Consider the following 22566-nt stretch of genomic DNA (forward strand, 5'->3'; position numbering starts at 1 on the left):
GAGGACCCCCGCATTGGACGTCGGTGTTCGACTGCAATCTATCCGCAAACTCAAAGGCCTTTCCCAGCGTGAACTCGCCAAACGTGCGGGCGTCACCAACAGCACCATTTCGATGATCGAGAAGAACAGCGTGAGCCCCTCGATCAGCTCGTTGAAGAAGGTGCTCGGCGGGATTCCCATGTCGCTGGTGGAGTTCTTCTCCCTGGATATGGAGCAGGACAGCCACACCCAGGTGGTGTACCGGGCCAACGAACTGACCGACCTTTCCAGCGGTGCCGTGACGATGAAGCTGATCGGCAAGGCGCATCCCAATCGGACCATCACCTTCCTCGACGAGATCTACCCGCCGGGTACCGACACCGGCGAGGAAATGCTCAACCACGACGGCGAAGAGGCCGGCATGCTGGTGGACGGGCGTCTCGAACTGACCGTCGGCGCCGAGGTATTTGTCCTCGAGCCGGGCGACAGCTACTACTTCGACAGCACCAAGCCGCACCGCTTCCGTAATCCGTTCGACAGGCCGGCTCGCCTGATCAGTGCGACGACCCCGGCTAACTTCTAAAAGGGCGGGGGCAATGCCCCTGCGACAAGTTGGGTTGTTCCGGCCGACAGGCCTAACCGTTATACTGCGCCCGCTCGCGAAACCGTGGCCGCGAGCGTGTCTAGCCAATGAGGGTGTACCGTGAACCTGATCAAGAAAATGCTGGCGGCCCAAGCTGCCGTATTGGCCCTGTGGGCAGTGAGCGCTCAGGCTGCGACCAACGACGAGATCGCCGAGCGCATCAAGCCGGTCGGCGAGGTCTGCATCCAGGGTGAAGAATGCAAGGGCGTCGGCGCCGTAGCCGTGTCCGCCGGTGGTGGCGCCAAGTCGCCCGACGACGTGATCGCCGCCCACTGTGGCGCCTGCCACAGCGCTGGCGTGCTGGGCGCGCCGAAAGTCGGCGACACCGCCGCCTGGAAGGTCCGCGCCGACAAGGAAGGTGGTCTCGACGGCCTGCTGGCCAAGGCCATCTCCGGCATCAACGCGATGCCGCCGAAAGGCACCTGCGCCACCTGCTCGGACGACGAGCTGAAAGGCGCGATCCAGAAGATGTCCGGCCTGTAAGGCTGCGACAGCGAGAAAAAAGCCGCCTGCGGGCGGCTTTTTTACGTCTTCTCTCTGCGGCCTATTGTCGCAGACGGCCGAGTAGGCGCCCCAGCAGGCCGGAGCCATTGCGCTGTTTCAGCAACTGCTCGGCCAGCTCGCGAGCGCCGGCCACTTCGGCATCCACCGCCTTCTGCAGCCAGCCCAGGCCTTCTTCCTGGGTGGCTTCCTCGTCCAGCAGCAGTTCGGCCAGGTCCAGGTAGGCGTGCTCGCACTCCTGCTCGCTGGCGCGGCGCAGATATTCCAGTGCCTTGGGTGGATTGGCCGGCATGCCCAGACCGTACCGATGCTGACGGCCCAGCCGCCAGTCGGCATAGGCGTCACCATGGGCGGCCGCATGCAGGTAGTAGCGCTGGGCCTGGGCATAGTCCTCGCGCTGCTCGTACAGCCAGCCCAGGCAGCTGGCGCTCTCGTCCTTGTCGCCGTGGCGCCAGGCCGCCAGGTAGTGCTCCAGGGTCAGGTCGAGGTCGCCCAGTTCCGGCTGGTGGTCGAGCAGCAGCGCGGCCAGCTCCAGGTGCGCCGGGCGATGGCCGCGCTCGGTGGCCAGCAGGAAATAGTCGCGGGCCTTGACCAGGTCCGCCTCGGTGCCCTGGCCGTGCTGGTAGCAGTAGCCCAGGTTGCGCGCGGCCAGCGCCGAGCCGGCGTCGCAGGCACGCTGGAAGTAGGCGAGGGCGCCGTGGTCATCCTGGTCGGCGTTCTGCAGCAGGCAGCCCAGGTCGTTGAGGGCGTCGTCGTTGCCCAGCTCGACGGCGCGCAGCAGCAGCGGGCGGGCCGTTGCGTAATCCTCGGCCTCGTAGGCGGCCAGACCGCGGCGGTGGCAGTCCAGCGCCTGCCAGAGGTCGCCGGCGCTGGCTTGCAGGCAGGCCTGCTGCACGTCGTCGAGGCCGAACTGGGCGTAGCGGTCGACTATCTCCAGGGCGCGCTCGGCGGCCAGCGGCCGGCATTCGCCATCGGCCTGCAGGGACCAGACGCGGTCGTCGTGGAACACCAGTGCCACCGCGCCGTCACGGACGAAGCGGAAGTCTGCCCGCGCCTGGTCGAGGGGCTGGCGCAGCCACCCGCCACCGGTGTCGAGGAGGCCCCAGCGGCCATCCAGGCAGGCGTTGAAGAAGCGCTGGTTGAGATGCTCCAGGTGCTCGAAGCGTGGCTCGAAAATCCAGCCGGGCCGATCACCGCCGCGGTACAGGCCCCAGCCTCGCTGGTCCTGCACTGCGCAGTAGGCGTTGCCGTCCTCTTCGCGGCTGGTGTTGTCCTGGGGCACCAGTCGGGAGTGGGTGCAGGGCAGCAGCCATTGCCGGTCGGTGTGGCGGTAGAGGCCGTACATGCGCTTGTCGCGCACCAGCCAGGCCTGCAGGTCGTGGTGGTACTTGAGCGACTGGTATTCGCCGGGCAGCAGCGGCTGGCCGAGTTCGTCGACGGCGCGATACAGCCATTGCTTGCCGTCGCGGCGGCGGATCACATAGGCGTTCTCGGCTTGGCTCAGGTAGACGATGTCCACGTTGTCCAGGCCGATGGCGCCGAGGGCGTGGAAGCGGCTGGTGAACAGTTGCTGCGGTCCCTTCACCGGCTTGGCGGAATAGCAGCCGCCGTGGCTCTGGATCTGGCGGTACTCGGCCGGCAGCAGCCAGTGGCCGGCCGGGTCGATCACGCCCCACAGCTCACCCTGCTGCACGCTCCAGCAGGTGCCGTCGTGGTCCAGCGGATCGCCGCCGTCGAACTGGCAGGGCACGGTGACCTGGCCCTGGCGGTCGATCAGGCCGAACTTGCCGCCTTCGGCGATCAGTGCATGGGCGCCGCTGAAGTCGTAGGCATCCTCGAACTGGCAGGCGATGACTTCCTGGCCCTGGCGATCCACATAGCCGAAGCGCCCGCCTTGCTGTACGCAGGCCAGGCCGCTGTCCCAGTCGAAGTCGTAGAAGGCCTGGTAGCGCGGTTCGATCAGTACCTTGCCGTCCGCGCCGCGCAGGCCGAACAGGTCGTTCTGGCAGAAGATCTGCGGTTCGTCCTCGTCCTGGTGGGGCAGCAGCGAGCTGAGTGGCGCCCAGCCATAGTCGTAGCTGTCCAGGTTGAGCAGGGTGCGAAAGCTACCGGCCCAGGGCGCGTCGACGCCCGGACAGGCGTCGAGCAGCAGCGGATTGTCGTTGGCGATGGCCTCGCGGATGCAGGCGTTGGCCGCCTCGATCTCGCCCAGCAGCGCCTCGGCCTGGGCACGCCTGTCGTCTTCGCTCATGTTGAACACGTCCCAGGCGTCCAGGTGGAACCAGGCGTGGGCGGCCTGTTCGTCGAGCAACTGGAAGATCTTGCGCCGCGCCTCGCGGAACGCCTCGACGTTCTCCAGCAGCGCGCCGGCATGCCGCTCGACGAAGTCGTAGAAGGCGCGCAACGCGGCGATGCCGCCGGGGGCCTCGGCGTACAGGCCTTCCTCGCTGTCGGGGTCGTTGTAGCAGTTGCGCCCGACGCAGGGGGCCTGGGCGAACAGCGGTTGCAGCAGCAGGGGCAGTTCGTAGCCCCATTCCATCAGCGGCAGGCAGGCGTCCGCGCTGCTGCCGATCTCGGCCTTGTTGTACAGGTACATGCGGTGGGACACGGCGCGCTTCCTTGCGATACGGCGGAAGCACGCAGTCTAGCCAAGCCGGCCGGCGGCAACTGTGCGCGCGGTCAGCGCTTGAGCATCGCGCGCATGTTGGCCAGGGCGTCGTTGCCGCGCGCCGCCTTGACCTCCACCGGGGTGTCTTCCTGGCCTTCCCAGACCAGGTCTTCCGGCGGCAGTTCGTCGAGGAAGCGGCTCGGCGTGCAGTCGATGATCTCGCCGTACTGCTTGCGCTTGGCGGCGAAGGTCAGCGCCAGGTTGCGCTTGGCGCGGGTGATGCCGACGTAGGCCAGGCGCCGCTCTTCCTCGATGGTGTCGGCCTCGATGCTGGAGCGGTGGGGGAGGATCTCCTCCTCGAAGCCGATGATGTACACCGAGGGGAATTCCAGGCCCTTGGAGGCGTGCATGGTCATCATCTGCACGCCCTCGGCGCCTTCTTCCTCTTCCTGCTGGCGCTCCAGCATGTCGCGCAGCACCAGCTTGCCGATGGCGTCCTCGACGGTCATGTCGCCGTCTTCGTCCTTGTCCAGGGTGTTCTTCAACGCCTCGACGAGGAACCAGACGTTGCCCATGCGCGCCTCGGCGACCTTGTCGCTGGAGGCGTTCTGGCGCAGCCAGCTCTCGTAGTCGATGTCCATCACCATGCTGCGGATGGCGCCGATCGGGTCGTTGCCGGCGCACTGCTCGCGGATCTTGTCCATGTAGCGTTTGAAGCGGGAGAGGCGCTCGGTGTAGCGGCTGTCCAGGTGCTCGGCCAGGCCCAGCTCGTCACTGGCGGTGTACATGCTGATCTTGCGCTCGCTGGCGTAGTTGCCGAGCTTCTCCAGGGTGGTGGAGCCGATCTCCCGGCGCGGCACGTTGATCACCCGCAGGTAGGCGTTGTCGTCGTCCGGGTTGACCAGCAGGCGGAAGTAGCTCATCAGGTCCTTCACCTCCTGGCGGGCGAAGAAGCTGGTGCCGCCGGACAGGCGATAGGGGATCTGATGGTGCTGCAGCTTCAGCTCCATCAGCTTGGCCTGGTAGTTGCCGCGGTAGAGGATGGCGAAGTCGCTGTACGGCCGCTCGGTGCGCAGATGCTCGGTGAGGATCTCCAGGGCCACCCGCTCGCACTCGGCGTCTTCGTTGCGGGTGCGGATCACGCGGATCTCGTCGCCCATGCCCATCTCCGACCACAGCTGCTTCTCGAAGGCGTGCGGGTTGTTGGCGATCAGGGTGTTGGCGCATTTGAGGATGCGGCTGGTGGAGCGGTAGTTCTGCTCCAGCATCACCACCTTCAGCGACGGGTAGTCCTCTTTCAGCAGCATCAGGTTTTCCGGGCGCGCGCCGCGCCAGGCGTAGATCGACTGGTCGTCGTCGCCGACCACGGTGATCTGGTTGCGCATGCCCACCAGCAGCTTCACCAGCAGGTACTGGCTGGAGTTGGTGTCCTGGTATTCGTCGACCAGCAGGTAGCGGATGCGGTTCTGCCACTTCTCCAGGATGTCCTTGTGTTCCTGGAACAGCTTCACTGGCAGCAGGATCAGGTCGTTGAAGTCCACCGCGTTGTACGCCTTGAGCGTGCGCTGGTAATGCAGGTAGACGACCGCCGCGGTCTGCTCCTTGGGGTTGCGCGCATTGGCCAGCGCCTGGTCCGGCAGGATCAGGTCGTTCTTCCAGCTGTCGATGTAGTTCTTGACCTCGTCGGCGCCGTCATCGCCGGCGTATTCCTTCTGCATGATGTCGGTCAGCAGGGCCTTGATGTCGCCATCGTCGAAGATCGAGAAGCCCGGCTTGTAGCCCAGCGCTGCGTATTCCTTGCGGATGATGTTCATGCCCAGGTTGTGGAAGGTCGATACGGTCAGGCCGCGGGCCTCGGCGCCCTTGAGCAGGGTGCCGACGCGCTCCTTCATTTCGCGCGCGGCCTTGTTGGTGAAGGTCATGGCGACGATGTGGCGGGCCTGGATGCCGCAGTGCTGCACCAGGTGGGCGATCTTGCGGGTGATCACGCTGGTCTTGCCGGAGCCGGCGCCGGCGAGCACCAATAGAGGGCCGCCGACGTAGTTCACGGCTTCCTGCTGCCGAGGATTGAGTCGGGACATGGAGGGCATTCGGTCTGCAAAAAAGAGGCGGCATTCTAGCAGCCGCCACGCCGTGGCGGGACGAGTGCAGACAGCCGCCGGGCGGGCCGAGTTCCGCATAAAAAGCTTAAGGATTGTGTGCTAAGTCACTATTTTTTAAGATCATGTACGGTTGTACCACCCGCACCCGGTTGCCGCTGCTATGCCTTTCCGGGAGGATGCGCAGAAATCTGCACAGGACGGCAGAAAGAGAACGCCGAAAAACGGTGCACGCAGACGGGGTAAGTCTGTCTCGCTTGGCCTTGGGGAGGTCGTTTGTCCGCGCTCGTCGAACCCATGCGCTTGGTCCTGCTCGCCGAAAGGCCGGAGTGGGCGTCCTTGCTGCGCGCGCGGCTCGAAGTCATCGCCGGGGCCTACCCGCTGATCACCGCACCCTCCTGGGAGGCCGCCAGCAGCCTGTTCGACGACGGCGGCTGCGGCCTGCTGCTGACCACTCCCGCCTGTCGCCCGGCCCCCGGCCGTTGCTCGCTGCCCACCGTACTGTTGCTCGACGAGGAGCCCGCCGAGGCGCCGACGGATGTCTACGACTGGCTGGTGCATAGCAGCCTCAGCGTCGATCTGCTGCGCCGCTGCCTGCGCTACGCCGGTGAGCGTTCGCGCCTGCAGAACACCCTGCAGTGCCTGGCCGAGCAGGACCCGCTGACCGGCATCGCCAACCGCCAGGGCTTCCAGACCCTGCTGGCGGCGCGCCTGGCGGAATACCAAGGGCGTGGGCTGACGCTCGGCCACCTGGACCTGGACAACTTCAAGCACGTCAACGACGCCCTCGGCTACCAGGCCGGCGACCGCCTGATCCTGCAGGTGGTGGCGCGCCTCAAGGCGCAGCTGGAGGCCGGTGACGCCCTGGCGCGCCTGGGCAGCGACGAGTTCGCCCTGCTGGTCGACACCCGCCGCGATCCGGCCCGCGCCGAGCGCCTGGCCGAACGCATCACCGAGGCCCTGTCCGAGCCCTACTGGGTCGACGGCGAGAGCCTGCTGCTCGGCTGCAGCCTGGGCCTGGCCCATGCCCGCGCCGACGCCGGCGCCGACCCGCTGATGTGGCACGCGCATATCGCCATGCAGCAGGCCAAGGCGGCTCAGGGCTGTACCCATCATCTGTACGACGAACGCATCCATCGCGGCGCGCGCAGCATGGCCGATCTGGAGACCGAGCTGCGCCGCGCCCTGCGCCGCGACGAGCTGGAGCTGCACTACCAGCCGCGCCTGTGCCTGCAGAGCGGGCGCATCGTCGGCCTCGAGGCGCTGGTGCGCTGGCGTCACACCGAACGCGGCCTGCTCGGCCCGGACGAGTTCGTGCCGCTGGCCGAGGAGAGCGGGCTGATCGTGCCGCTCGGCTACTGGGTGATCTCCCGCGCCCTGCGCGACATGCAGTGGCTGCGTGGGCGCGGCCTGCCGGCGCTGCATATGGCGGTCAATCTGTCGTTCCGCCAGTTCCAGGATAGCCAGCTGCTGTCGACCCTCAGCCGCCTGATCGAAGAGCGCGGGGTGGACGCCCAGTGGCTGGAGTTCGAGCTGACCGAGACGGCCGTGATGCGCCGTAGCGAGCAGGTGCAGCAGACCATGCAGGCCCTCGGCCGGCTCGGCGTGCGCTTCTCGCTGGATGACTTCGGCACCGGCTTCTCCTCCTTCGTGCACCTCAACAACCTGCCGATCACCCTGCTGAAGATCGACAAGAGCTTCGTCGGCGGCATGGGTGAGCGCGCGGAGAATCGCCAGCTGGTGCGGGCCATGATCAACCTGGCGCACAACCTCCACCTGGAAGTGGTGGCCGAGGGCGTGGAGAACGCCGAGCAGTTGGCCCTGCTGCGCCAGTTCGGCTGCGACCAGGTGCAGGGCTACCTGATCAGCAAGCCGCTGCCGCTGGCCGACCTGGCGCGCTTCCTGGTGTTCGGCATGCGCCAGCCGCTGCTGGCCGGCATGCCGTCTTAGAGCGGATCAACCCGACGCCGCATGGCTGAATCGAGGGGTAGCCCGGATGCAACCCGGGGGCGGAGTGGCCTGTTTCCCGGATGGCATCCGGGCTAGGTTCTCAAGCGCGTGCCGGGCTCTTGATTCTGTCTACGACAGGCAGGCCTCGGCGTCCGCGACCGGCTGCGGCCGCAGCATGCGCCCCATCTTCCATTCGAAGCCCAGGGTCAGGCCCACCGCCGCGCAGGCCAGGCCGCCGGCCAGGCCCCACCACACGCCCTCGGCGCCCCAGCCCAGCGGGAAGGCCAGCGCCCAGGCCAGCGGAATGCCGATCACCCAGTAGCAGCCGATGCCCACCAGCAGGGTGGTCTTGCCATCCTTGAGGCCACGGATCGCGCCCATGGCGATGGTCTGGATGCCGTCGAACAGCTCGAACACCGCGGCTACCGCCAGCAGGCTCACGGCCATGGCCACCACGGCAGCGAACTGCGGGTCGTGGCGGTCGAGGAACAGGCCCACCACCTGCTCCGGCAGCAGCCAGAACAGCACGGCGAAGCCGAGCATCAGCACGGCGCCACTGCCGATGCCCAGGCGCCCGGCGCGGCGCGCCTCGAGCAGGCGGCCGGCGCCGTAGTGCTGGCCGATGCGGAAGGTGGTGGCGTAGGAAATCCCCACCGGCACCATGAAGGCCACGTACACCGACATGATCGCCACCTGATGTGCGGCCAGCGCATGGCTGCCGATGGCGCCCATGCACAGGGCGGCGAAGGCGAACATGCCGGACTCCACCGCATAGGTGCCGCCGATTGGCAGGCCCAGGCGCAGCAGCTCCTTCAGCTCGGCCAGGCGCGGTTGCAGCAGGCCCTGGCGCAGTGGATAGGCGGCGTAGGCCGGATGGCGCAGCAGATGCAGGAACAGCAGCAGGGTCATCACATTGGCCACCACTGCGGTGACCAGGCCGATGCCGGCCAGGCCCAGCCTGGGCAGGCCGAACCAGCCGTGGATCAGCACATAGTTGAGGACGAAGTTGGCCAGCGCGCCGCCGATGCTGATGGCCATCACCGGGCCCGGCCGGCCGATGGCCGCCGGGAAGCCGCGCAGGGCCATGAAGCCGAGGTAGCCGGGCAGGGCGAACACCAGGGTGGAGAGAAACTGCATGGCGCCTTCGATGTTGTGCGGCTCTTGACCGAAATAGGCCAGCAGTGGGCCGAGGTTCCACAACAGCAGGCCGCAGGCCAGGGCCAGGCCCCAGGCCAGCCACAGGCCGTTCTGCGCCAGGCGGGTGACCCCGGCGGTGTCGCCGGCGCCGTGGCGGATGGCGATCAGGTTGCCCACTGCGGCCAGCACGCCGACGCAGAAGATCGAGATGAATGAATAGCTGGCTGCGCCCAGGCCGCCAGCGGCCAGCTCGGCCGGGCCCAGCTTGCCCATCATCAGGGTGTCGGTGAACACCATCAGCACGTGGGCCAGCTGCGCGGCGATCAACGGGCCGGCGAGGCGGAAGAGGGCGGTGAGTTCGTCGCGTACGGCGTGCGGCATGATGAGTCTGGCTCAGTGAAAGGGCTTGCCCGCTGGAATCGGGCGAGCCGAGAATGCTGCAATTCTCCGGAGCCAGCCGCCGTCGCACAAAGGGAAAAAAGCGATGCCTGGCATGACTAATACTCATAGGTAATCGCCATGGGCCGCCGCCTGCCCCCGCTCTATGCCCTGCGCGCCTTCGAGGCCGCCGCCCGGCATGCCTCCTTCACCCGCGCCGCCGAGGAACTGGCCATCACCCAGAGCGCGGTGAGCCGGCATATCCGCACCCTGGAGGAGCACTTCGGCTGCCGCCTGTTCGAGCGCGCCGGCCGCCACCTGCGTCTGAGCGAGAGTGCGCGCCTGCTGCTGCCGGGCGTGCGCGATGGCTTCGATGCGCTGGAGCGGGCCTGCACCGCGCTGAGCGCCGACGACGCCACCCTGCGCCTGAAGGCGCCCTCGACCCTGACCATGCGCTGGCTGCTGGCGCGGCTGTCGCGCTTCCGCCAGCGCAACGCCGATATCGAGGTGCAGCTGACCAGTGCCTGGATGGACGTGGACAAGGTCGACTTCCACCAGGAGCCCTTCGACTGCGCCGTGCTGCTCAGCAGCGGCGGTGCCTTCCCCGCCGAGTGGGAGAGCGTCGAGCTGTTCGCCGAATGGCTGATCCCGGTCTGCGCGCCGGAGGCGGCCGCCGATGGGCCTTGGGAGCTGGAGCGCCTGCAGGCCACGGAGCTGCTGCATCCGACGCCGGACCGCCGCGACTGGCGGCGCTGGGTGCAGGCCATGGGCCTGGAGGAGCGGGTACCGCTCAGGGGCGGCCAGGTGTTCGATACCCTGGAGCTGGGCATAGTGGCGGCGGCGCGCGGCTACGGGGTGTCCATCGGCGATCTGGTGATGGTCGCCGAGGATGTCGAGCAGGGCCGCCTCGGCCTGCCCTGGCCCAGCGCGGTGGCCAGTGGCGACAGCTATCACCTGGTCTGGCCGCGTGGCCGGCGCGGCGAGGAACGCCTGTGGCGCCTGCGCGATTTCCTCCTCGGCGAGGTGGCGCAGATGCGCCTGCCCCCGGTGCAGTGGATCAAGGCCTGATGCCGCCCGGGCCCGTGGCCTTGCAGGATTTCGATCGGGTTGCGTAAAAAATAATGGACTTTTACCGGGCGTGGCGCAGAGCGCTCATGGCCTTATGCGCCGAATAATGGCGCTTTCTGGCCGATATACCGATCTGATTCTTAAACGTTCTCGATAAGATTTGTTTGACATATTTTACGGGCCTGGAGAGACTGTGCTGGCGGTTCGTCTGTTATGCGGCCGTCGCGGAAGGTTCGTTACCTCCCACTCCCATGCCTCCAGGCGAGGCCCCAGCTACGCCGCCGACAGACGGAACCGTGCCAAACAGGTAGCGCGTCGATCTCCCGACCCACCTGCACAGCAACGGCAGGCCGACCTGCCCCAAGGTGACGTATGTCCAACAACAGCGCAAAGACCACTTCTGCCAAACGTAAACCCGTCGTGTTGATGTCCATGGGCGCCCAGGAGCGCAAGGGCCACGACTATCAGGTGATGACCCACAAATACATCGTGCCGCTGGTGGAGATCGCCGGCTGCGTGCCTGTGCTGGTGCCCACCTGCTGCGGTACCGAAGACCTCGAGCAGTACCTCGACATGGCCGACGGGGTGTACCTCACCGGCGCCGGCTCGAACATCGATCCGACCCTCTACGGCCAGGAGAACCTCACCCCGGAGAAGAGCCAGGATCGTGACCGCGACCTGTTCGACCTGCCGCTGATCAAGGCCGCCATCGCCCGCGGCCTGCCGATCTTCGGTATCTGCCGCGGCATGCAGGAAATCAACGTGGCCCTGGGCGGCGACATGTACCAGAAGCTCTACGCCGAGCCGGGCTTCAACGACCATCGCGAGAACACCGACGACCCGGTGGCCGTGCAGTACGCCGAGGCGCACAAGGTGCGCATCGAGTCCGGCAGCTGGCTGGCCAAGGTGCTGGGCGGCGAGGAGATCGGCGTCAACTCCCTGCATGGTCAGGGGGTGAAGACCCTGGGCAAGGGCCTGGAGCCGCTGGCTCGCGCCGAAGACGGCCTGGTCGAGGCGTTCCATGCGCCGAGCCTGTCGCCCTTCCTGTTCGCCGTGCAGTGGCACCCGGAATGGCAGGCCGCGCAGAACCCGGATTCGGTGAAGATCTTCGAGGCCTTCGGCGAAGCCTGCCGCCAGCGCCAGGCGCGTAGCTGGTCGAGCGCCGCCTGACCCTGCGCATCGCTCAATTAAGAAGCCCGGCCTGTGCCGGGCTTTTTCATTCAGGCCTGGACCGGCCGGTATTGCAGGGCCTCGGCCAGGTGGGGGCGGGCAATGTGCTCGACCTGCTCCAGGTCGGCCAGGGTGCGGGCCACCTTGAGCAGGCGGTGGGCGGCGCGCAGCGACAGGTTGAGGCGTTCGCAGGCCTGTTCCAGCCAGTGCTGGTCCTGCTCGGCCAGTGGGCAATGCCGGCGCAGGCCGGGCAGGTCGAGAAAGGCATTGGCGCAACCCTGACGCTTGAGCTGCCGTTGCCGCGCCAGGGCGACCCGGCCGGCGACGCTGGCGCTGTCTTCGCCCGGTTGCGCCGGTGCCTGCAGGCTGGTGCTCTCGCGCGCCACGGTGAGGTGCAGGTCGATGCGGTCGAGCAGCGGCCCGGATAGCTTGGCGCGGTAGCGCTGCACCTGGTCCGGCGAGCAGCGGCAACGCCCGCCGGGGTCGCCCAGGTAACCGCAGGGGCAGGGGTTCATCGCCGCCACCAGCTGAAAGCGGGCGGGGAAACGCACCTTGTCGCGGGCCCGGGCGATAACGATCTGTCCGCTCTCCAGCGGCTCGCGCAAGACTTCCAATACCTTTCTGTCGAACTCCGGCAATTCATCGAGGAACAGCACGCCCTGATGGGCCAGGGTGATTTCCCCGGGTTGCGGGCGACTGCCGCCACCGACCAGCGCCGGTCCGGAAGCAGAGTGGTGCGGTTGCCTGAACGGACGCTGCGGCCAGGCCGCCAGCGGCGCCAGGCTGGCCACCGAGTGGATGGAGGCCACTTCCAGCGCCTCCTCCTCGGACAGCGGCGGGAGCAGGCCGGGCAGGCGGCTGGCGAGCAGGGTCTTGCCGGTGCCGGGCGGTCCGCTGAACAACAGATTGTGGCCGCCGCTGGCGGCGATCAGCAGAGCGCGCTTGGCCGCCAGCTGGCCCTGCACTTCGGCCAGGTCCGGATAGGCCGGCACCTCGCGCAGCAGGCCGTTGGCCTGGTGCGGCGCCAGCGGCGTATGGCCGTTGAGGTGGGCGGCGATCTGCAGCAGGTGGTCGACTGCCAGCACCTTCAGGCCGGAAGCCAGGCAGGCCTCCTCGGCATTGGCGCTGGGCACCACCAGGGTGCGTCCGGCGGCGCGGGCAGCCAAGGCCGCCGGCAGCACGCCCTGTACCGGCCGCAGGGCGCCGGATAGCGCCAGTTCGCCGAGGCATTCCAGCTCGGCCAGGCTGTCCACCGGTACCTGGCCGCTGGCGGCCAGCACGCCGAGGGCGATGGCCAGGTCGAAGCGGCCACCGTCCTTGGGCAGGTCGGCAGGGGCGAGGTTGAGAGTGATGCGCCGCGCGGGGAATTCGAAGCCGGAGTTCTGGATGGCGCTGCGCACGCGGTCCTTGCTTTCCTTGACCGCGGCCTCCGGCAGGCCAACCAGGGCCATGCTCGGCAAGCCGTTGGCCAGGTGCGCCTCGACGGTGACAGGCGGGGCTTCGACGCCGACCTGGGCGCGGCTGTGGACGATGGCCAGGGACATGGATCACTCCTTGATCGCATGCCCGCCGATGGGCTTACTCGGCGGGTGGTTTCTGTTGGGCTTCCAGCTCCGCCAGCTTGGCTTCCAGTGCTTCCAGGCGGGCGCGGGTGCGAGCCAGCACGGCCATCTGACTGTCGAATTCCTCGCGGCTGACCAGATCCAGCTTGCCGAAGGCGCTCTGCAGCAGGGCCTTGAGCTGCGCCTCGAACTCGCTGCGCGGCAGTGGATTCTCACCGCTGAACAGGCGCGAGGCATGGCTGGCGAGGGTATCGAGAATGGCTTTGGGCGGCAGCATGGGCGGTTTATTCCGTGAGCAAACGGCCGGCAGTGTAGCACGCAGCCCGCGCCGGCCAGGGTTGGACGGTCAGTGCACGATTTTTGATCATCACCGGGAGCTGCTGCGCACCAATGCTGTGCAATGACCTGCCAGTCAATTTCCTCGAATCACCGCAGCGCGGCACTAACTGCATGAAAAAGTGGCCTTTTGGCATAGCTGGCAAGCTTTCTGCTTAACACCCCATGACGCGTGCACCGATGCAGTTCCGGTGTGCAGGATGAGGCGGGGGAGTGCCTCACCGGAGGCGGTTGGTGGGCATCGAATCGGCTGGCTACGGGCGGGCGATGCGTTTCAAAAGCCAGACACTGCGCTTAGACTTGAGCCGGGTTCGTTTTCCTGGGGCGAGTCCATCAAAACGGGAGAAAGTTTCATGAAGCTAGTCACTGCCATCATCAAGCCGTTCAAGCTGGACGACGTGCGCGAGTCACTGTCGGAGATCGGCGTGCAGGGCATCACCGTGACCGAAGTCAAAGGCTTCGGTCGGCAGAAGGGCCACACCGAGCTGTATCGCGGCGCGGAATATGTGGTCGATTTCCTGCCCAAGGTGAAGATCGACGTGGCCATCGCCGACGACCAGCTGGACCGGGTCATCGAGGCGATCACCAAGGCGGCCAACACCGGCAAGATCGGTGACGGCAAGATCTTCGTCGTCAATCTGGAACAGGCCATCCGCATCCGTACCGGCGAAACCGGCACCGACGCAGTTTAAGCCTCAGAACCCAACACGCCCCAGGAGAAAAACACATGACTCTGCGTAAGATCGCAGGGCTAGGAGCCCTTTTGTCCCTCGTAACCCCTGGCCTGGCCATGGCTGACGAGGTCGTACTCAACTCCGGCGACACCGCCTGGATGATGACCGCCAGCCTGCTGGTGCTGCTCATGACCATCCCGGGCCTGGCGCTGTTCTACGCCGGCATGGTGCGTTCGAAGAACGTGCTCTCGGTGATGATGCAGTGCTTTGCCATCACCGGCCTGATCAGCATCCTCTGGGTGATCTACGGCTACAGCATCGCGTTCGACACCACCGGCATGGAGCAAGGGGTCGTCAACCTCAACTCCTTCGTCGGCGGCCTGTCCAAGGCCTTCCTCAGCGGCCTGAACACCAGCAGCCTGATCGGTGCCTTCCCGGAAAGCGTGTTCATCTTCTTCCAGATGACCTTCGCCATCATCACCCCGGCCCTGATCGTCGGCGCCTTCGCCGAGCGCATGAAGTTCTCCGCCATGCTGATCTTCATGGGCGTGTGGTTCACCCTGGTCTACGCACCGATTGCACACATGGTCTGGTCCGGTAACGGCGGCCTGATGTGGGACTGGGGCGTGCTGGACTTCGCCGGCGGCACCGTGGTGCACATCAACGCCGGTATCGCCGGTCTGGTGGCCTGCCTGGTACTGGGCAAGCGCAAGGGCTTCCCGACCACCGCCATGGCTCCGCACAACCTGGGCTACACCCTGGTCGGCGCCGCCATGCTGTGGGTCGGCTGGTTCGGCTTCAACGCCGGCTCGGCCATCGCCGCCAACGGCACCGCCGGCATGGCCATGCTGGTGACCCAGATCGCCACCGCCGCCGCCGCCCTGGGCTGGATGTTCGCCGAGTGGATCACCCACGGTAAGCCGAGCGCCCTGGGCATCGCCTCCGGCGTGGTCGCCGGCCTGGTCGCCATCACTCCGGCCGCCGGCACCGCCGGCCCGATGGGGGCCATCGTCATCGGTCTGTCCGCCGGCGTGATCTGCTTCTTCTGCGCCACCAGCCTGAAGCGCAAGCTGGGCTACGACGACTCCCTGGACGCCTTCGGCGTACACGGCATCGGCGGTATCGTCGGCGCCCTGCTGACCGGCGTGTTCGCCGCGCCGGCCCTGGGTGGCTTCGGCACCGTGGAAGACATCGGCGCCCAGCTGTTCGTCCAGTTCAAGGGTGTCGCCTTCACCGTGGTCTACACCGCCATCGTCACCTTCGTGATCCTCAAGGTGCTGGACCTGGTGATGGGCCTGCGCGTGACCGAGGAGCAAGAGACCGTCGGCCTCGACCTCTCCGAGCACAACGAGCGCGGCTACAACCTGTAAGCCCCTCAGCAATACCAAACGCCCGGTCCGCCGGGCGTTTTTCATTGCGCGCCAACGGCGGCGCGGCACTGTGCAACCAGTACAACGGAGTACTCGATGGAAAGCACGGCTCTGATTCCCCTGCAGTATGCGCTGGACACTTTCTACCTGCTGATCTGTGGCGCCCTGGTGATGTGGATGGCGGCGGGCTTCGCCATGCTCGAATCCGGCCTGGTGCGCGCCAAGAACACTGCCGAGATCCTCACCAAGAACATCGTGCTCTATGCCCTGGCCTGCGTGATGTACCTGCTGGTCGGCTACTACCTGATGTATGGCGGTGCCCACGGCGGCGTGCTGCCCAACTTCGGCTTTCTGATCGGCGACGAGCACGCGGTGGATCTGGTCGCGGCGGGCGGCGAGGGCGCACCGGGCTATGCCAAGCGCGCCGACTTCTTCTTCCAGGTGGTATTCACCGCCACCTGCATGTCCATCGTCTCCGGCGCCGTGGCCGAGCGCATGAAGCTGTGGGCGTTCCTCGCCTTCGCCGTGGTCATGTGCGGCCTGATCTACCCGATCGAGGGTTACTGGACCTGGGGCGGCGGCTTCCTCAAGCAACTCGGCTTCAAGGACTTCGCCGGCTCCGGCATCGTCCACCTGGCGGGCGCCTCGGCGGCCCTGGCCGGCGTCATCCTGCTCGGCGCGCGCAAGGGCAAGTACGGCAGCCACGGGCAGATCAACGCCATTCCCGGCGCCAACCTGCCGCTGGCGACACTGGGCACGCTGATCCTCTGGTTCGGCTGGTTCGGCTTCAACGGTGGCTCGCAGCTCAAGGTCAGCAGCATCGAGGACGCCAACGTGGTGGCCACGGTCTTCGTCAACACCAACCTGGCCGCGGCCGGTGGCCTGCTGGCGGCGCTGGTGGTGGCGCGGGTGCTGTTCGGCAAGGCCGACCTGACCATGATCCTCAACGGTGCGCTGGCCGGCCTGGTGTCGATCACCGCCGAGCCGTCCACGCCGAGCGCGGTGCAGGCGGCGCTGATCGGTGCGGTGGGCGGCGTGCTGGTGGTGTTCAGCATCCTCATGCTGGAGCGCCTGCGCATCGACGATCCGGTAGGCGCCATCTCGGTGCACGGCACCAGTGGCATCTGGGGCCTGCTGGTGGTGCCGCTGACCAACAGCGGCGCCAGCCTCAGCGTGCAGATGCTCGGTGCGGCCTGCATCTTCGCCTGGGTGTTCGTCGCCAGCCTGCTGGTGTGGGGCCTGATCAAGCTGATCATGGGCCTGCGCGTCAGCGAGGAGGACGAATACGAGGGCGTCGACATCGCCGAGTGCGGCATGGAGGCCTATCCGGAGTTCACCCGCAAGTGACGTCGGCCGCGGGTCAAACCAAGGGCGCTGCGGCGCCCTTCGTTTTGTCCGCTGCGAGCTCATCGACGGATTGGAAATTTCCCGCGTCGGCCAGGTGAAAAGGCCGCGGACAGGCTCTAAAATGCGCCGCCAGTAGATGCTGCAGGTGCTGGAAAATGTGGCAACAACGGCTGATCAGTCTGCGTGCCCGGGCGCGTGGTTTTCATCTGGTGAGCGACGAGCTCCTGCAGGCACTGCCGGAGCTGGCCGATTACCGGGTGGGGCTTCTGCATCTGTGGCTGCAGCACACGTCCGCCTCGCTGACCATCAACGAGAATGCCGATGGTGCGGTGCGACGTGACTTCGAGCGCTTCTTCAACCGTCTTGTGCCCCAGGGTGCGCAAGGCTACGAGCACGACTACGAAGGGCCGGACGATCTGCCGGCGCATTTCAAGTCCAGCCTGCTGGGCTGTCAGCTGAGTCTGCCGGTCAGCGAAGGTCGATTGAACCTCGGCACCTGGCAGGGCATCTATCTCGGCGAGCACCGCGACCATGGCGGCTCCCGTCGGGTGCTGGCGACCCTGCAAGGCGAGCTGCGCGAAGGCGCGACCCGCCGATAAAATTTTTCCAGCGGCATTTTTGCAATGCGTGCCGCTGGGCTATAAGTAACCTGCTCTGCGCAAGTCATGAGGTAGAACATGAGCGACGAAGAACTGGAACAGGACGACCTGGAAGGCGCCGACGAGGACGAGGGCGATGAGCTGGAAGCGGCCGACGCCGGCGATGACGGCGACGACGGCAGCGACGCTGCCGAGCCCGGCAGCAAGCCCGGCAAGAAGGCCAAGGCTGCCGAGGAAATCGAGGAGCTGCCCAGCGTAGAAGCCAAGCAGAAGGAGCGCGACGCCCTGGCCAAGGCCATGGAGGAGTTCCTCTCGCGTGGCGGCTCGGTGCAGGAGATCGAGCCCAACGTGGTGGCCGACCCGCCCAAGAAGCCGGACAGCAAGTACGGCAGCCGTCCCATCTGAGGACTGCCGCCGGCATGAAAGAGCCCGCCAATCGGCGGGCTTTTTCATGGGCGCTTCTGATGCGGCGTAGGAGCGAGCTCTGCTCGCGAATAGCCTCGTTACGCCGGGTTCGCGAGCAGAGCTCGCTCCTACGGAATCTGCTCCCAGCTTGCCAGCAGTGCCGGCAGCTCGGCCAGGCTGCGGATCTGTGCGTCCGGTGCCTGCTCGCCTTCCCAGGCCTTGCCCTGAGGATTGAACCAGATGGCGCGCATCCCGGCGGCGCGGGCGCCGGCGATATCGTCGCTGGGGTGGTCGCCGATATGCACGGCCTGTTCGGCCGTCACCCCGGCATGTTGCAGGGCGGTCTGGAACGGGTGCGGGTCGGGCTTGCCGATGCCCAGTTCCTCGGCGCACAGGGCGAAGCGGAAGTAGTCGGCCAGGCCCAGGCGGCGCACGTCGGCGTTGCCGTTGGTGATCACGCCGAGGGTGTAGCGCAGGGCCAGGCGCTCCAGGGTCGGATGCACCTCGGGGAACAGCTGCACCTGATGACGCGCGGCGAGGAACACCTGGAAGCCCAGCTCGGCCAGGTCATCGGCCTCGCCCTGGGCATAGCCGGCGTCGAGCAGGGCATGCAGCAGGATGCGTCGGCGCAGTTCGCTGAGGCGATGCTTGAGGCCGGGGTCGGCCTGCAGCAGGTGCGCCCGAATCGCCCACAGGTGCTCGATCGGCACCGGCCCCAGGCGCGGCGCCTCGGCGGCCAGCCAGTCGCGCAGCGCCGCCTCGGCGCTGTGCATGACCGGCGCCACGTCCCACAGGGTGTCGTCGAGGTCGAAGGTGATCAGGCGGATGCTCATCAGGATTCGCTCTTGCGTTTGGCCCGTGGGTGGGCGCCGTCGTAGACCTTGGCCAGGTGCTGGAAGTCCAGGTGGGTGTAAATCTGCGTGGTGGCGATATCGGCGTGACCGAGCAGCTCCTGCACGGCGCGCAGGTCCTGGCTGGACTCCAGCATGTGGCTGGCGAAGCTGTGCCTGAGCATGTGCGGATGCAGGTGCTGACCCAGCTCGCGCACGCCGGCCTGGCGCACCCGCAGCTGGATGGCGCGCGGGGTCAGGCGCTTGCCCTGGCGGCCGACGAACACCGCTCCGTCCTGCGGGCTGGTCATGGCGCGCAGCGGCAGCCAGGCCTCCATGGCCTCACGTGCCTTGCGCCCGACCGGCAGCTCGCGAGCCTTGTTGCCCTTGCCGCGCACGCGCACCAGGCCGGCGGGCAGGTCGAGGCCGTCGAGATCCAGGCCGACCAGCTCGGACAGGCGCAGGCCCGAGGAATAGAACAGCTCGAGCATGGCCTGGTCGCGGCGGGCGATGAAGTCGTCCTCCACGCCACCATCCAGCAGCTGGGCCGTGCGGTCGGTGTCCAGCGCGCGCGGCAGGCGGCGCTCGCCCTTGGGCGCGGTCAGCCCGCCGGCCGGATCATGCCGGCACAGGCCTTCGCGGCCGAGGTATTGATAGAAGCCGCGCACCGCCGAGAGCAGGCGGGCCAGGGAGCGGCTGGACTGACCCAGGCCGTGCAGGCGGGCGACCATGGCGCGCAGGGTGCGGGTGTCGAGGGCGTCCCAGCTGGTGACGGCGTGCTTCTCGCACAGGGCGAGCACTTTCAGCAGGTCGCGGCGGTAGCCGTCGAGGGTGTGCGCGGAGACCTGGCGCTCGCTGCGCAGGTGTTCGAGGTAGGCGTCGAGGCTGCTCTGCATGGCGACTCCGGCAGACGACGGGGTGGGCCGCCAGCGGCCCGGGATCAGCGTACCGAGCGTAGGGGCGCGGCGAAGCGTGGCAGTACGCGGGCCAGCACTTCGGCCACGTAGCCGAGGAACAGGGTGCCGAGGCTGCTCTTGTAGTGCTGCGGGTCCGGGCTGCCGATGGCGAGTACGCCGTGCAGGCCCTGGTGGCTGAGGCTGACCACGGCGGCGGAGCCGACCTGGGCGAACTCGTCAGCGCCGAAGAGGAACTCCAGCTCGTTGGGGCGCAGTACGCCGCAGGTGGTCTTGCCGCCGCCGAGCAGGCCGCCGATGGCCTGGTGGGCCTCGGCCGAGCTGACCGAACGGCCGACGCCCAGCGGCGTCTCGCTGAACAGGATCAGGCTGACGAAGGGCACCTGGAACTCGTGGCGCAGGCTGTCTTCCACCGCGCCGATCACTTCTTCCAGGCTGGTGGCGTCGAGCAGGTCGAGCACCAGGCGACGGGTCTTGTCGAATAGACGGTCGTTGTCGCGGGCCACGTCCATCAGCTGCGACAGGCGATGGCGCATCTCGATGTTGCGCTCGCGCAGCAGCTTGACCTGGCGCTCCACCAGCGACACGGCCTCGCCGCGCTGGTGCGGAATGCGCAGCTCGGGGATCAGCTCCTCGTGGTCGACGAAGAATTCCGGGTGCTGCCGCAGATAGGCGGCGACGCTCTCGGAGTCGAGTTTCACGAGCTGATCCTGGTCACTCATAGACGAACCTGTCCTTCGTACACGCGAACGGCGGGTCCGGTCATCATAACCGGCTGGCCGGGCCCTGCCCACTCGATGGACAACTTGCCGCCCGGCAGCTCCAGCTGCAGCGGCGAGTCCATCCAGCCCTGGCGGATGGCGGCCACGGCGGCGGCGCAGGCGCCGGTGCCGCAGGCCTGGGTCTCGCCGGCGCCGCGTTCCCACACGCGCAGGCGCGCCTGCTTGCGGTCGACGATCTGCAGGAAGCCGACATTGACCCGCTGCGGGAAGCGCGGGTGGTGCTCCAGCTTCGGTCCCAGGCTGTGCACCGGCGCGCTGTCGACGTCATCGACGCGCAGTACCGCATGCGGGTTGCCCATGGACAGGGCGGCCAGCTGCACGCTCTGCCCGTCCACCTCGACCGCATAGCTGAGCGCCTCGGCCTCGGCCTGGAAGGGAATCTGCGTCGGCGCGAGTCTGGGCGCGCCCATGTCGACGATTACCTGGCCATCGGGGCGCAGGTTGAGCTCGATGATGCCGCCCTTGGTCTCGACGCGGATCTGCTTCTTCACGGTCAGGCGCTTGTCCACCACGAAGCGGGCGAAGCAGCGCGCGCCGTTGCCGCACTGCTCCACTTCCGAACCGTCGGAGTTGAAGATGCGGTAGCGGAAGTCCACGTCCGGGGTGGTCGGCGCCTCAACCAGCAGCAGTTGGTCGAAGCCCACGCCGGTGTGGCGGTCGCCCCACGCCTTGGCGTGCTTGGGCTGGATATGCGCGTGCTGGCTGATCAGGTCGAGGACCATGAAGTCGTTGCCGAGGCCGTGCATCTTGGTGAAGCGCAATAGCATGATCGCGCCCTCACTGCGGCAGCAGGCTTTCGCCGGCGTAGAGTTCGGCCAGGGTCTCGCGGCGGCGCACTTCATGGGCCTGCTCGCCATCCACCAGCACCTCGGCGGCGCGGCCGCGGGTGTTGTAGTTGGAACTCATGACGAAGCCGTAGGCGCCGGCCGAACGCACGGCCAGCAGGTCGCCCTCGGCCAGCACCAGCTCGCGGCCCTTGGCCAGGAAGTCGCCGGTCTCGCAGATCGGCCCGACCAGATCGTAGCTGCGCGCCTCGCCGTCGCGTGGCTGCACCGGGGTGACGTCCATCCACGCCTGGTACAGGGCCGGGCGGATCAGGTCGTTCATCGCCGCATCGATGATGGCGAAGTCCTTGTGCGTGGTGTGCTTGAGGTATTCCACGCGAGTCAGCAGCACGCCGGCGTTGGCCACGATGTAGCGGCCCGGTTCGAACACCAGGGCCAGGTCGCGCCCGGCAATGCGCTCGCGCACGGCCTTGATGTAGTCGCCGGCCAGCGGCGGCTGCTCGTCGCGGTACTGCACGCCGAGGCCGCCGCCGAGGTCCAGATGCTTGATCTGGATGCCCTGGCTCGCGAGCTGATCGATCAGCGCCAGCAGGCGGTCGAGGGCGTCGAGGAAGGGCGGCAGCGTGGTCAGCTGCGAACCGATGTGGCAGTCGACACCGACCACCTGCAGGTTCGGCAGGGCGGCGGCGCGGGCGTACACGGCCGGTGCCTGCTCAATGTCGATGCCGAACTTGTTTTCCTTCAGGCCGGTGGAGATGTACGGGTGGGTGCCGGCGTCCACGTCCGGGTTGACCCGCAGCGAGATGGCTGCGGTCTTGCCCAGCTCGGCGGCGACCAGCTGCAGGCGCTCCAGCTCGTCCACCGATTCGACGTTGAAGCAGTGCACGCCCACTTCCAGGGCGCGGCGCATGTCGTCACGAGTCTTGCCGACGCCGGAGAACACGATCTTGGCGGGCTCGCCACCGGCGGCCAGCACCCGCTCCAGTTCGCCACGGGAGACGATGTCGAAGCCGGCGCCGAGGCGCGCCAGGACGTTCAGCACGCCCAGGTTGGAGTTGGCCTTGACCGCGAAGCAGACCAGGTGCGGCATGCCGGCCAGGGCGTCGGCATAGGCGCGGTACTGGGCCTCGATATGGGCGCGGGAGTACACGTAGGTGGGCGTGCCGAAGCGCTCGGCGATGGCGGACAGGGCCACGCCTTCCGCGAACAGTTGCCCGTCGCGGCTGGTAAAGGCTTGCATGGAACCCCCTTAGAGGAAGACGTCTTTGTCGCGTTCTTTGACGGTCTTGTCGTCGTCGGGCAGGTACAGCGGGCCTTTCTGGCCACAGCCGGCGAGAGCGGCGGTGAACACGGCGAGCGCGATGAAGGGCAGCAGCAGGCGCTTCATGGTGGAGTCCTTTGCAAAATCGAGAATGGCTCGGAGTATACC

Annotated in this window: 21 protein-coding genes; 10 read left to right on the plus strand and 11 right to left on the minus strand. The window is 67.3% G+C overall.

Translation table 11 applies throughout. The features are described 5' to 3' along the window. Positions 1 to 13: 13 nt before the first annotated feature. Positions 14 to 562: a cupin domain-containing protein gene (locus FFS62_RS19975; RefSeq protein ID WP_137974609.1), complete on the plus strand. Its 549-nt coding sequence runs from the start codon at positions 14 to 16 to the stop codon at positions 560 to 562. A gap of 120 nt (positions 563 to 682) precedes the next feature. Continuing rightward, positions 683 to 1105 carry a cytochrome c5 family protein gene (locus FFS62_RS19980; RefSeq protein WP_137974610.1) on the plus strand — a complete coding sequence of 141 codons (423 nt, stop codon included), beginning with the start codon at positions 683 to 685 and terminating at the stop codon, positions 1103 to 1105. 61 nt (positions 1106 to 1166) lie between these two features. On the opposite strand, the gene FFS62_RS19985 is transcribed toward FFS62_RS19980, so the two are convergent. Next, positions 1167 to 3731 carry an SEL1-like repeat protein gene (locus FFS62_RS19985; protein WP_137974611.1) on the minus strand — a complete coding sequence of 855 codons (2565 nt, stop codon included), beginning with the start codon at positions 3729 to 3731 and terminating at the stop codon, positions 1167 to 1169. A gap of 71 nt (positions 3732 to 3802) precedes the next feature. Next, positions 3803 to 5812 carry a DNA helicase Rep gene (gene rep, locus FFS62_RS19990; RefSeq protein ID WP_137974612.1) on the minus strand — a complete coding sequence of 670 codons (2010 nt, stop codon included), beginning with the start codon at positions 5810 to 5812 and terminating at the stop codon, positions 3803 to 3805. Positions 5813 to 6106: 294 nt separating this feature from the next. On the opposite strand from rep, the gene FFS62_RS19995 reads away from it, so the two are divergent. Continuing rightward, complete coding sequence (locus FFS62_RS19995) at positions 6107 to 7780, plus strand: bifunctional diguanylate cyclase/phosphodiesterase (protein ID WP_137974613.1); 1674 nt, start codon at positions 6107 to 6109, stop codon at positions 7778 to 7780. Positions 7781 to 7909: 129 nt separating this feature from the next. On the opposite strand, the gene FFS62_RS20000 is transcribed toward FFS62_RS19995, so the two are convergent. Next, positions 7910 to 9298, minus strand: coding sequence for a NorM family multidrug efflux MATE transporter (locus FFS62_RS20000; RefSeq protein ID WP_137974614.1), 1389 nt, complete (start codon positions 9296 to 9298; stop codon positions 7910 to 7912). Positions 9299 to 9436: 138 nt separating this feature from the next. Between FFS62_RS20000 and FFS62_RS20005 the strand changes: the two genes are divergently transcribed. Both FFS62_RS20005 and FFS62_RS20010 read left to right on the plus strand, forming a co-directional pair. Next, positions 9437 to 10363 (plus strand): LysR substrate-binding domain-containing protein, encoded by a 927-nt coding sequence (locus FFS62_RS20005; RefSeq protein WP_137974615.1) that lies wholly within the window; start codon positions 9437 to 9439, stop codon positions 10361 to 10363. Positions 10364 to 10735: 372 nt separating this feature from the next. Next, on the plus strand, positions 10736 to 11533 hold the full coding sequence (locus FFS62_RS20010) for a gamma-glutamyl-gamma-aminobutyrate hydrolase family protein (protein ID WP_137974616.1): 798 nt from the start codon (positions 10736 to 10738) through the stop codon (positions 11531 to 11533). A gap of 50 nt (positions 11534 to 11583) precedes the next feature. On the opposite strand, the gene FFS62_RS20015 is transcribed toward FFS62_RS20010, so the two are convergent. Next, complete coding sequence (locus FFS62_RS20015) at positions 11584 to 13077, minus strand: YifB family Mg chelatase-like AAA ATPase (protein ID WP_137974617.1); 1494 nt, start codon at positions 13075 to 13077, stop codon at positions 11584 to 11586. Positions 13078 to 13111: 34 nt separating this feature from the next. After that, positions 13112 to 13372, minus strand: coding sequence for an accessory factor UbiK family protein (locus FFS62_RS20020; RefSeq protein WP_137974618.1), 261 nt, complete (start codon positions 13370 to 13372; stop codon positions 13112 to 13114). A gap of 412 nt (positions 13373 to 13784) precedes the next feature. Here FFS62_RS20020 and glnK point away from each other — a divergent pair, with 412 nt between their 5' ends. The 5 genes from glnK (at position 13785) to sutA (ending at position 17826) form a co-directional block, all read left to right on the plus strand. Beyond that, a complete protein-coding gene (gene glnK, locus FFS62_RS20025; RefSeq protein ID WP_021700071.1) occupies positions 13785 to 14123 on the plus strand; it encodes a P-II family nitrogen regulator in 339 nt (112 codons plus the stop codon). A gap of 35 nt (positions 14124 to 14158) precedes the next feature. Further along, positions 14159 to 15475 (plus strand): ammonium transporter, encoded by a 1317-nt coding sequence (locus FFS62_RS20030; protein ID WP_137974619.1) that lies wholly within the window; start codon positions 14159 to 14161, stop codon positions 15473 to 15475. Between the two features lie 96 nt (positions 15476 to 15571). After that, entirely contained in the window at positions 15572 to 16822 is a 1251-nt protein-coding gene (locus tag FFS62_RS20035) for an ammonium transporter (RefSeq protein ID WP_137974620.1), read from the plus strand. Positions 16823 to 16977: 155 nt separating this feature from the next. Then, positions 16978 to 17421 carry a secondary thiamine-phosphate synthase enzyme YjbQ gene (locus FFS62_RS20040; protein WP_137974621.1) on the plus strand — a complete coding sequence of 148 codons (444 nt, stop codon included), beginning with the start codon at positions 16978 to 16980 and terminating at the stop codon, positions 17419 to 17421. A gap of 78 nt (positions 17422 to 17499) precedes the next feature. Next, positions 17500 to 17826 carry a transcriptional regulator SutA gene (gene sutA, locus FFS62_RS20045; RefSeq protein ID WP_137974622.1) on the plus strand — a complete coding sequence of 109 codons (327 nt, stop codon included), beginning with the start codon at positions 17500 to 17502 and terminating at the stop codon, positions 17824 to 17826. 128 nt (positions 17827 to 17954) lie between these two features. Here sutA and FFS62_RS20050 read toward each other — a convergent pair whose 3' ends face one another. From FFS62_RS20050 to FFS62_RS20075, 6 genes are read right to left on the minus strand one after another with little or no spacing between them, the layout of a single operon-like run. Beyond that, positions 17955 to 18662: an HAD family hydrolase gene (locus tag FFS62_RS20050; protein WP_137974623.1), complete on the minus strand. Its 708-nt coding sequence runs from the start codon at positions 18660 to 18662 to the stop codon at positions 17955 to 17957. Continuing rightward, on the minus strand, positions 18659 to 19552 hold the full coding sequence (gene xerC / locus FFS62_RS20055; protein WP_137974624.1) for a tyrosine recombinase XerC: 894 nt from the start codon (positions 19550 to 19552) through the stop codon (positions 18659 to 18661). Before xerC ends, FFS62_RS20050 begins: the two co-directional genes overlap by 4 nt. Before the next feature lie 44 nt (positions 19553 to 19596). Next, positions 19597 to 20292: a DUF484 family protein gene (locus FFS62_RS20060; RefSeq protein ID WP_137974625.1), complete on the minus strand. Its 696-nt coding sequence runs from the start codon at positions 20290 to 20292 to the stop codon at positions 19597 to 19599. Continuing rightward, positions 20289 to 21119 (minus strand): diaminopimelate epimerase, encoded by an 831-nt coding sequence (dapF, locus tag FFS62_RS20065; protein ID WP_137974626.1) that lies wholly within the window; start codon positions 21117 to 21119, stop codon positions 20289 to 20291. Before dapF ends, FFS62_RS20060 begins: the two co-directional genes overlap by 4 nt. A gap of 10 nt (positions 21120 to 21129) precedes the next feature. Then, complete coding sequence (gene lysA / locus FFS62_RS20070) at positions 21130 to 22377, minus strand: diaminopimelate decarboxylase (RefSeq protein ID WP_137974627.1); 1248 nt, start codon at positions 22375 to 22377, stop codon at positions 21130 to 21132. Between the two features lie 9 nt (positions 22378 to 22386). Beyond that, the gene (locus FFS62_RS20075; protein ID WP_021700061.1) at positions 22387 to 22524 is read right to left on the minus strand and encodes a lipoprotein; all 138 of its coding nucleotides are present in this window, start codon (positions 22522 to 22524) and stop codon (positions 22387 to 22389) included. Positions 22525 to 22566: the final 42 nt, after the last annotated feature.

The organism is Pseudomonas sp. F(2018), from assembly GCF_005508865.1.
In the GTDB taxonomy this organism is placed as follows: Bacteria; Pseudomonadota; Gammaproteobacteria; order Pseudomonadales; family Pseudomonadaceae; genus Aquipseudomonas.

Coding starts and splice junctions, on each gene's coding strand:
- rep (WP_137974612.1), bottom strand. CDS start 5,812: ATGTCCCGACTCAATCCTCGGCAGCAGGAAGCCGTGAACTACGTCGGC.
- FFS62_RS20020 (WP_137974618.1), bottom strand. CDS start 13,372: ATGCTGCCGCCCAAAGCCATTCTCGATACCCTCGCCAGCCATGCCTCG.
- glnK (WP_021700071.1), top strand. CDS start 13,785: ATGAAGCTAGTCACTGCCATCATCAAGCCGTTCAAGCTGGACGACGTG.
- FFS62_RS20040 (WP_137974621.1), top strand. CDS start 16,978: ATGTGGCAACAACGGCTGATCAGTCTGCGTGCCCGGGCGCGTGGTTTT.
- FFS62_RS20030 (WP_137974619.1), top strand. CDS start 14,159: ATGACTCTGCGTAAGATCGCAGGGCTAGGAGCCCTTTTGTCCCTCGTA.
- lysA (WP_137974627.1), bottom strand. CDS start 22,377: ATGCAAGCCTTTACCAGCCGCGACGGGCAACTGTTCGCGGAAGGCGTG.
- FFS62_RS20005 (WP_137974615.1), top strand. CDS start 9,437: ATGGGCCGCCGCCTGCCCCCGCTCTATGCCCTGCGCGCCTTCGAGGCC.
- FFS62_RS20075 (WP_021700061.1), bottom strand. CDS start 22,524: ATGAAGCGCCTGCTGCTGCCCTTCATCGCGCTCGCCGTGTTCACCGCC.
- dapF (WP_137974626.1), bottom strand. CDS start 21,119: ATGCTATTGCGCTTCACCAAGATGCACGGCCTCGGCAACGACTTCATG.
- FFS62_RS20010 (WP_137974616.1), top strand. CDS start 10,736: ATGTCCAACAACAGCGCAAAGACCACTTCTGCCAAACGTAAACCCGTC.
- FFS62_RS20035 (WP_137974620.1), top strand. CDS start 15,572: ATGGAAAGCACGGCTCTGATTCCCCTGCAGTATGCGCTGGACACTTTC.
- sutA (WP_137974622.1), top strand. CDS start 17,500: ATGAGCGACGAAGAACTGGAACAGGACGACCTGGAAGGCGCCGACGAG.
- FFS62_RS20060 (WP_137974625.1), bottom strand. CDS start 20,292: ATGAGTGACCAGGATCAGCTCGTGAAACTCGACTCCGAGAGCGTCGCC.
- FFS62_RS20015 (WP_137974617.1), bottom strand. CDS start 13,077: ATGTCCCTGGCCATCGTCCACAGCCGCGCCCAGGTCGGCGTCGAAGCC.
- FFS62_RS20000 (WP_137974614.1), bottom strand. CDS start 9,298: ATGCCGCACGCCGTACGCGACGAACTCACCGCCCTCTTCCGCCTCGCC.
- xerC (WP_137974624.1), bottom strand. CDS start 19,552: ATGCAGAGCAGCCTCGACGCCTACCTCGAACACCTGCGCAGCGAGCGC.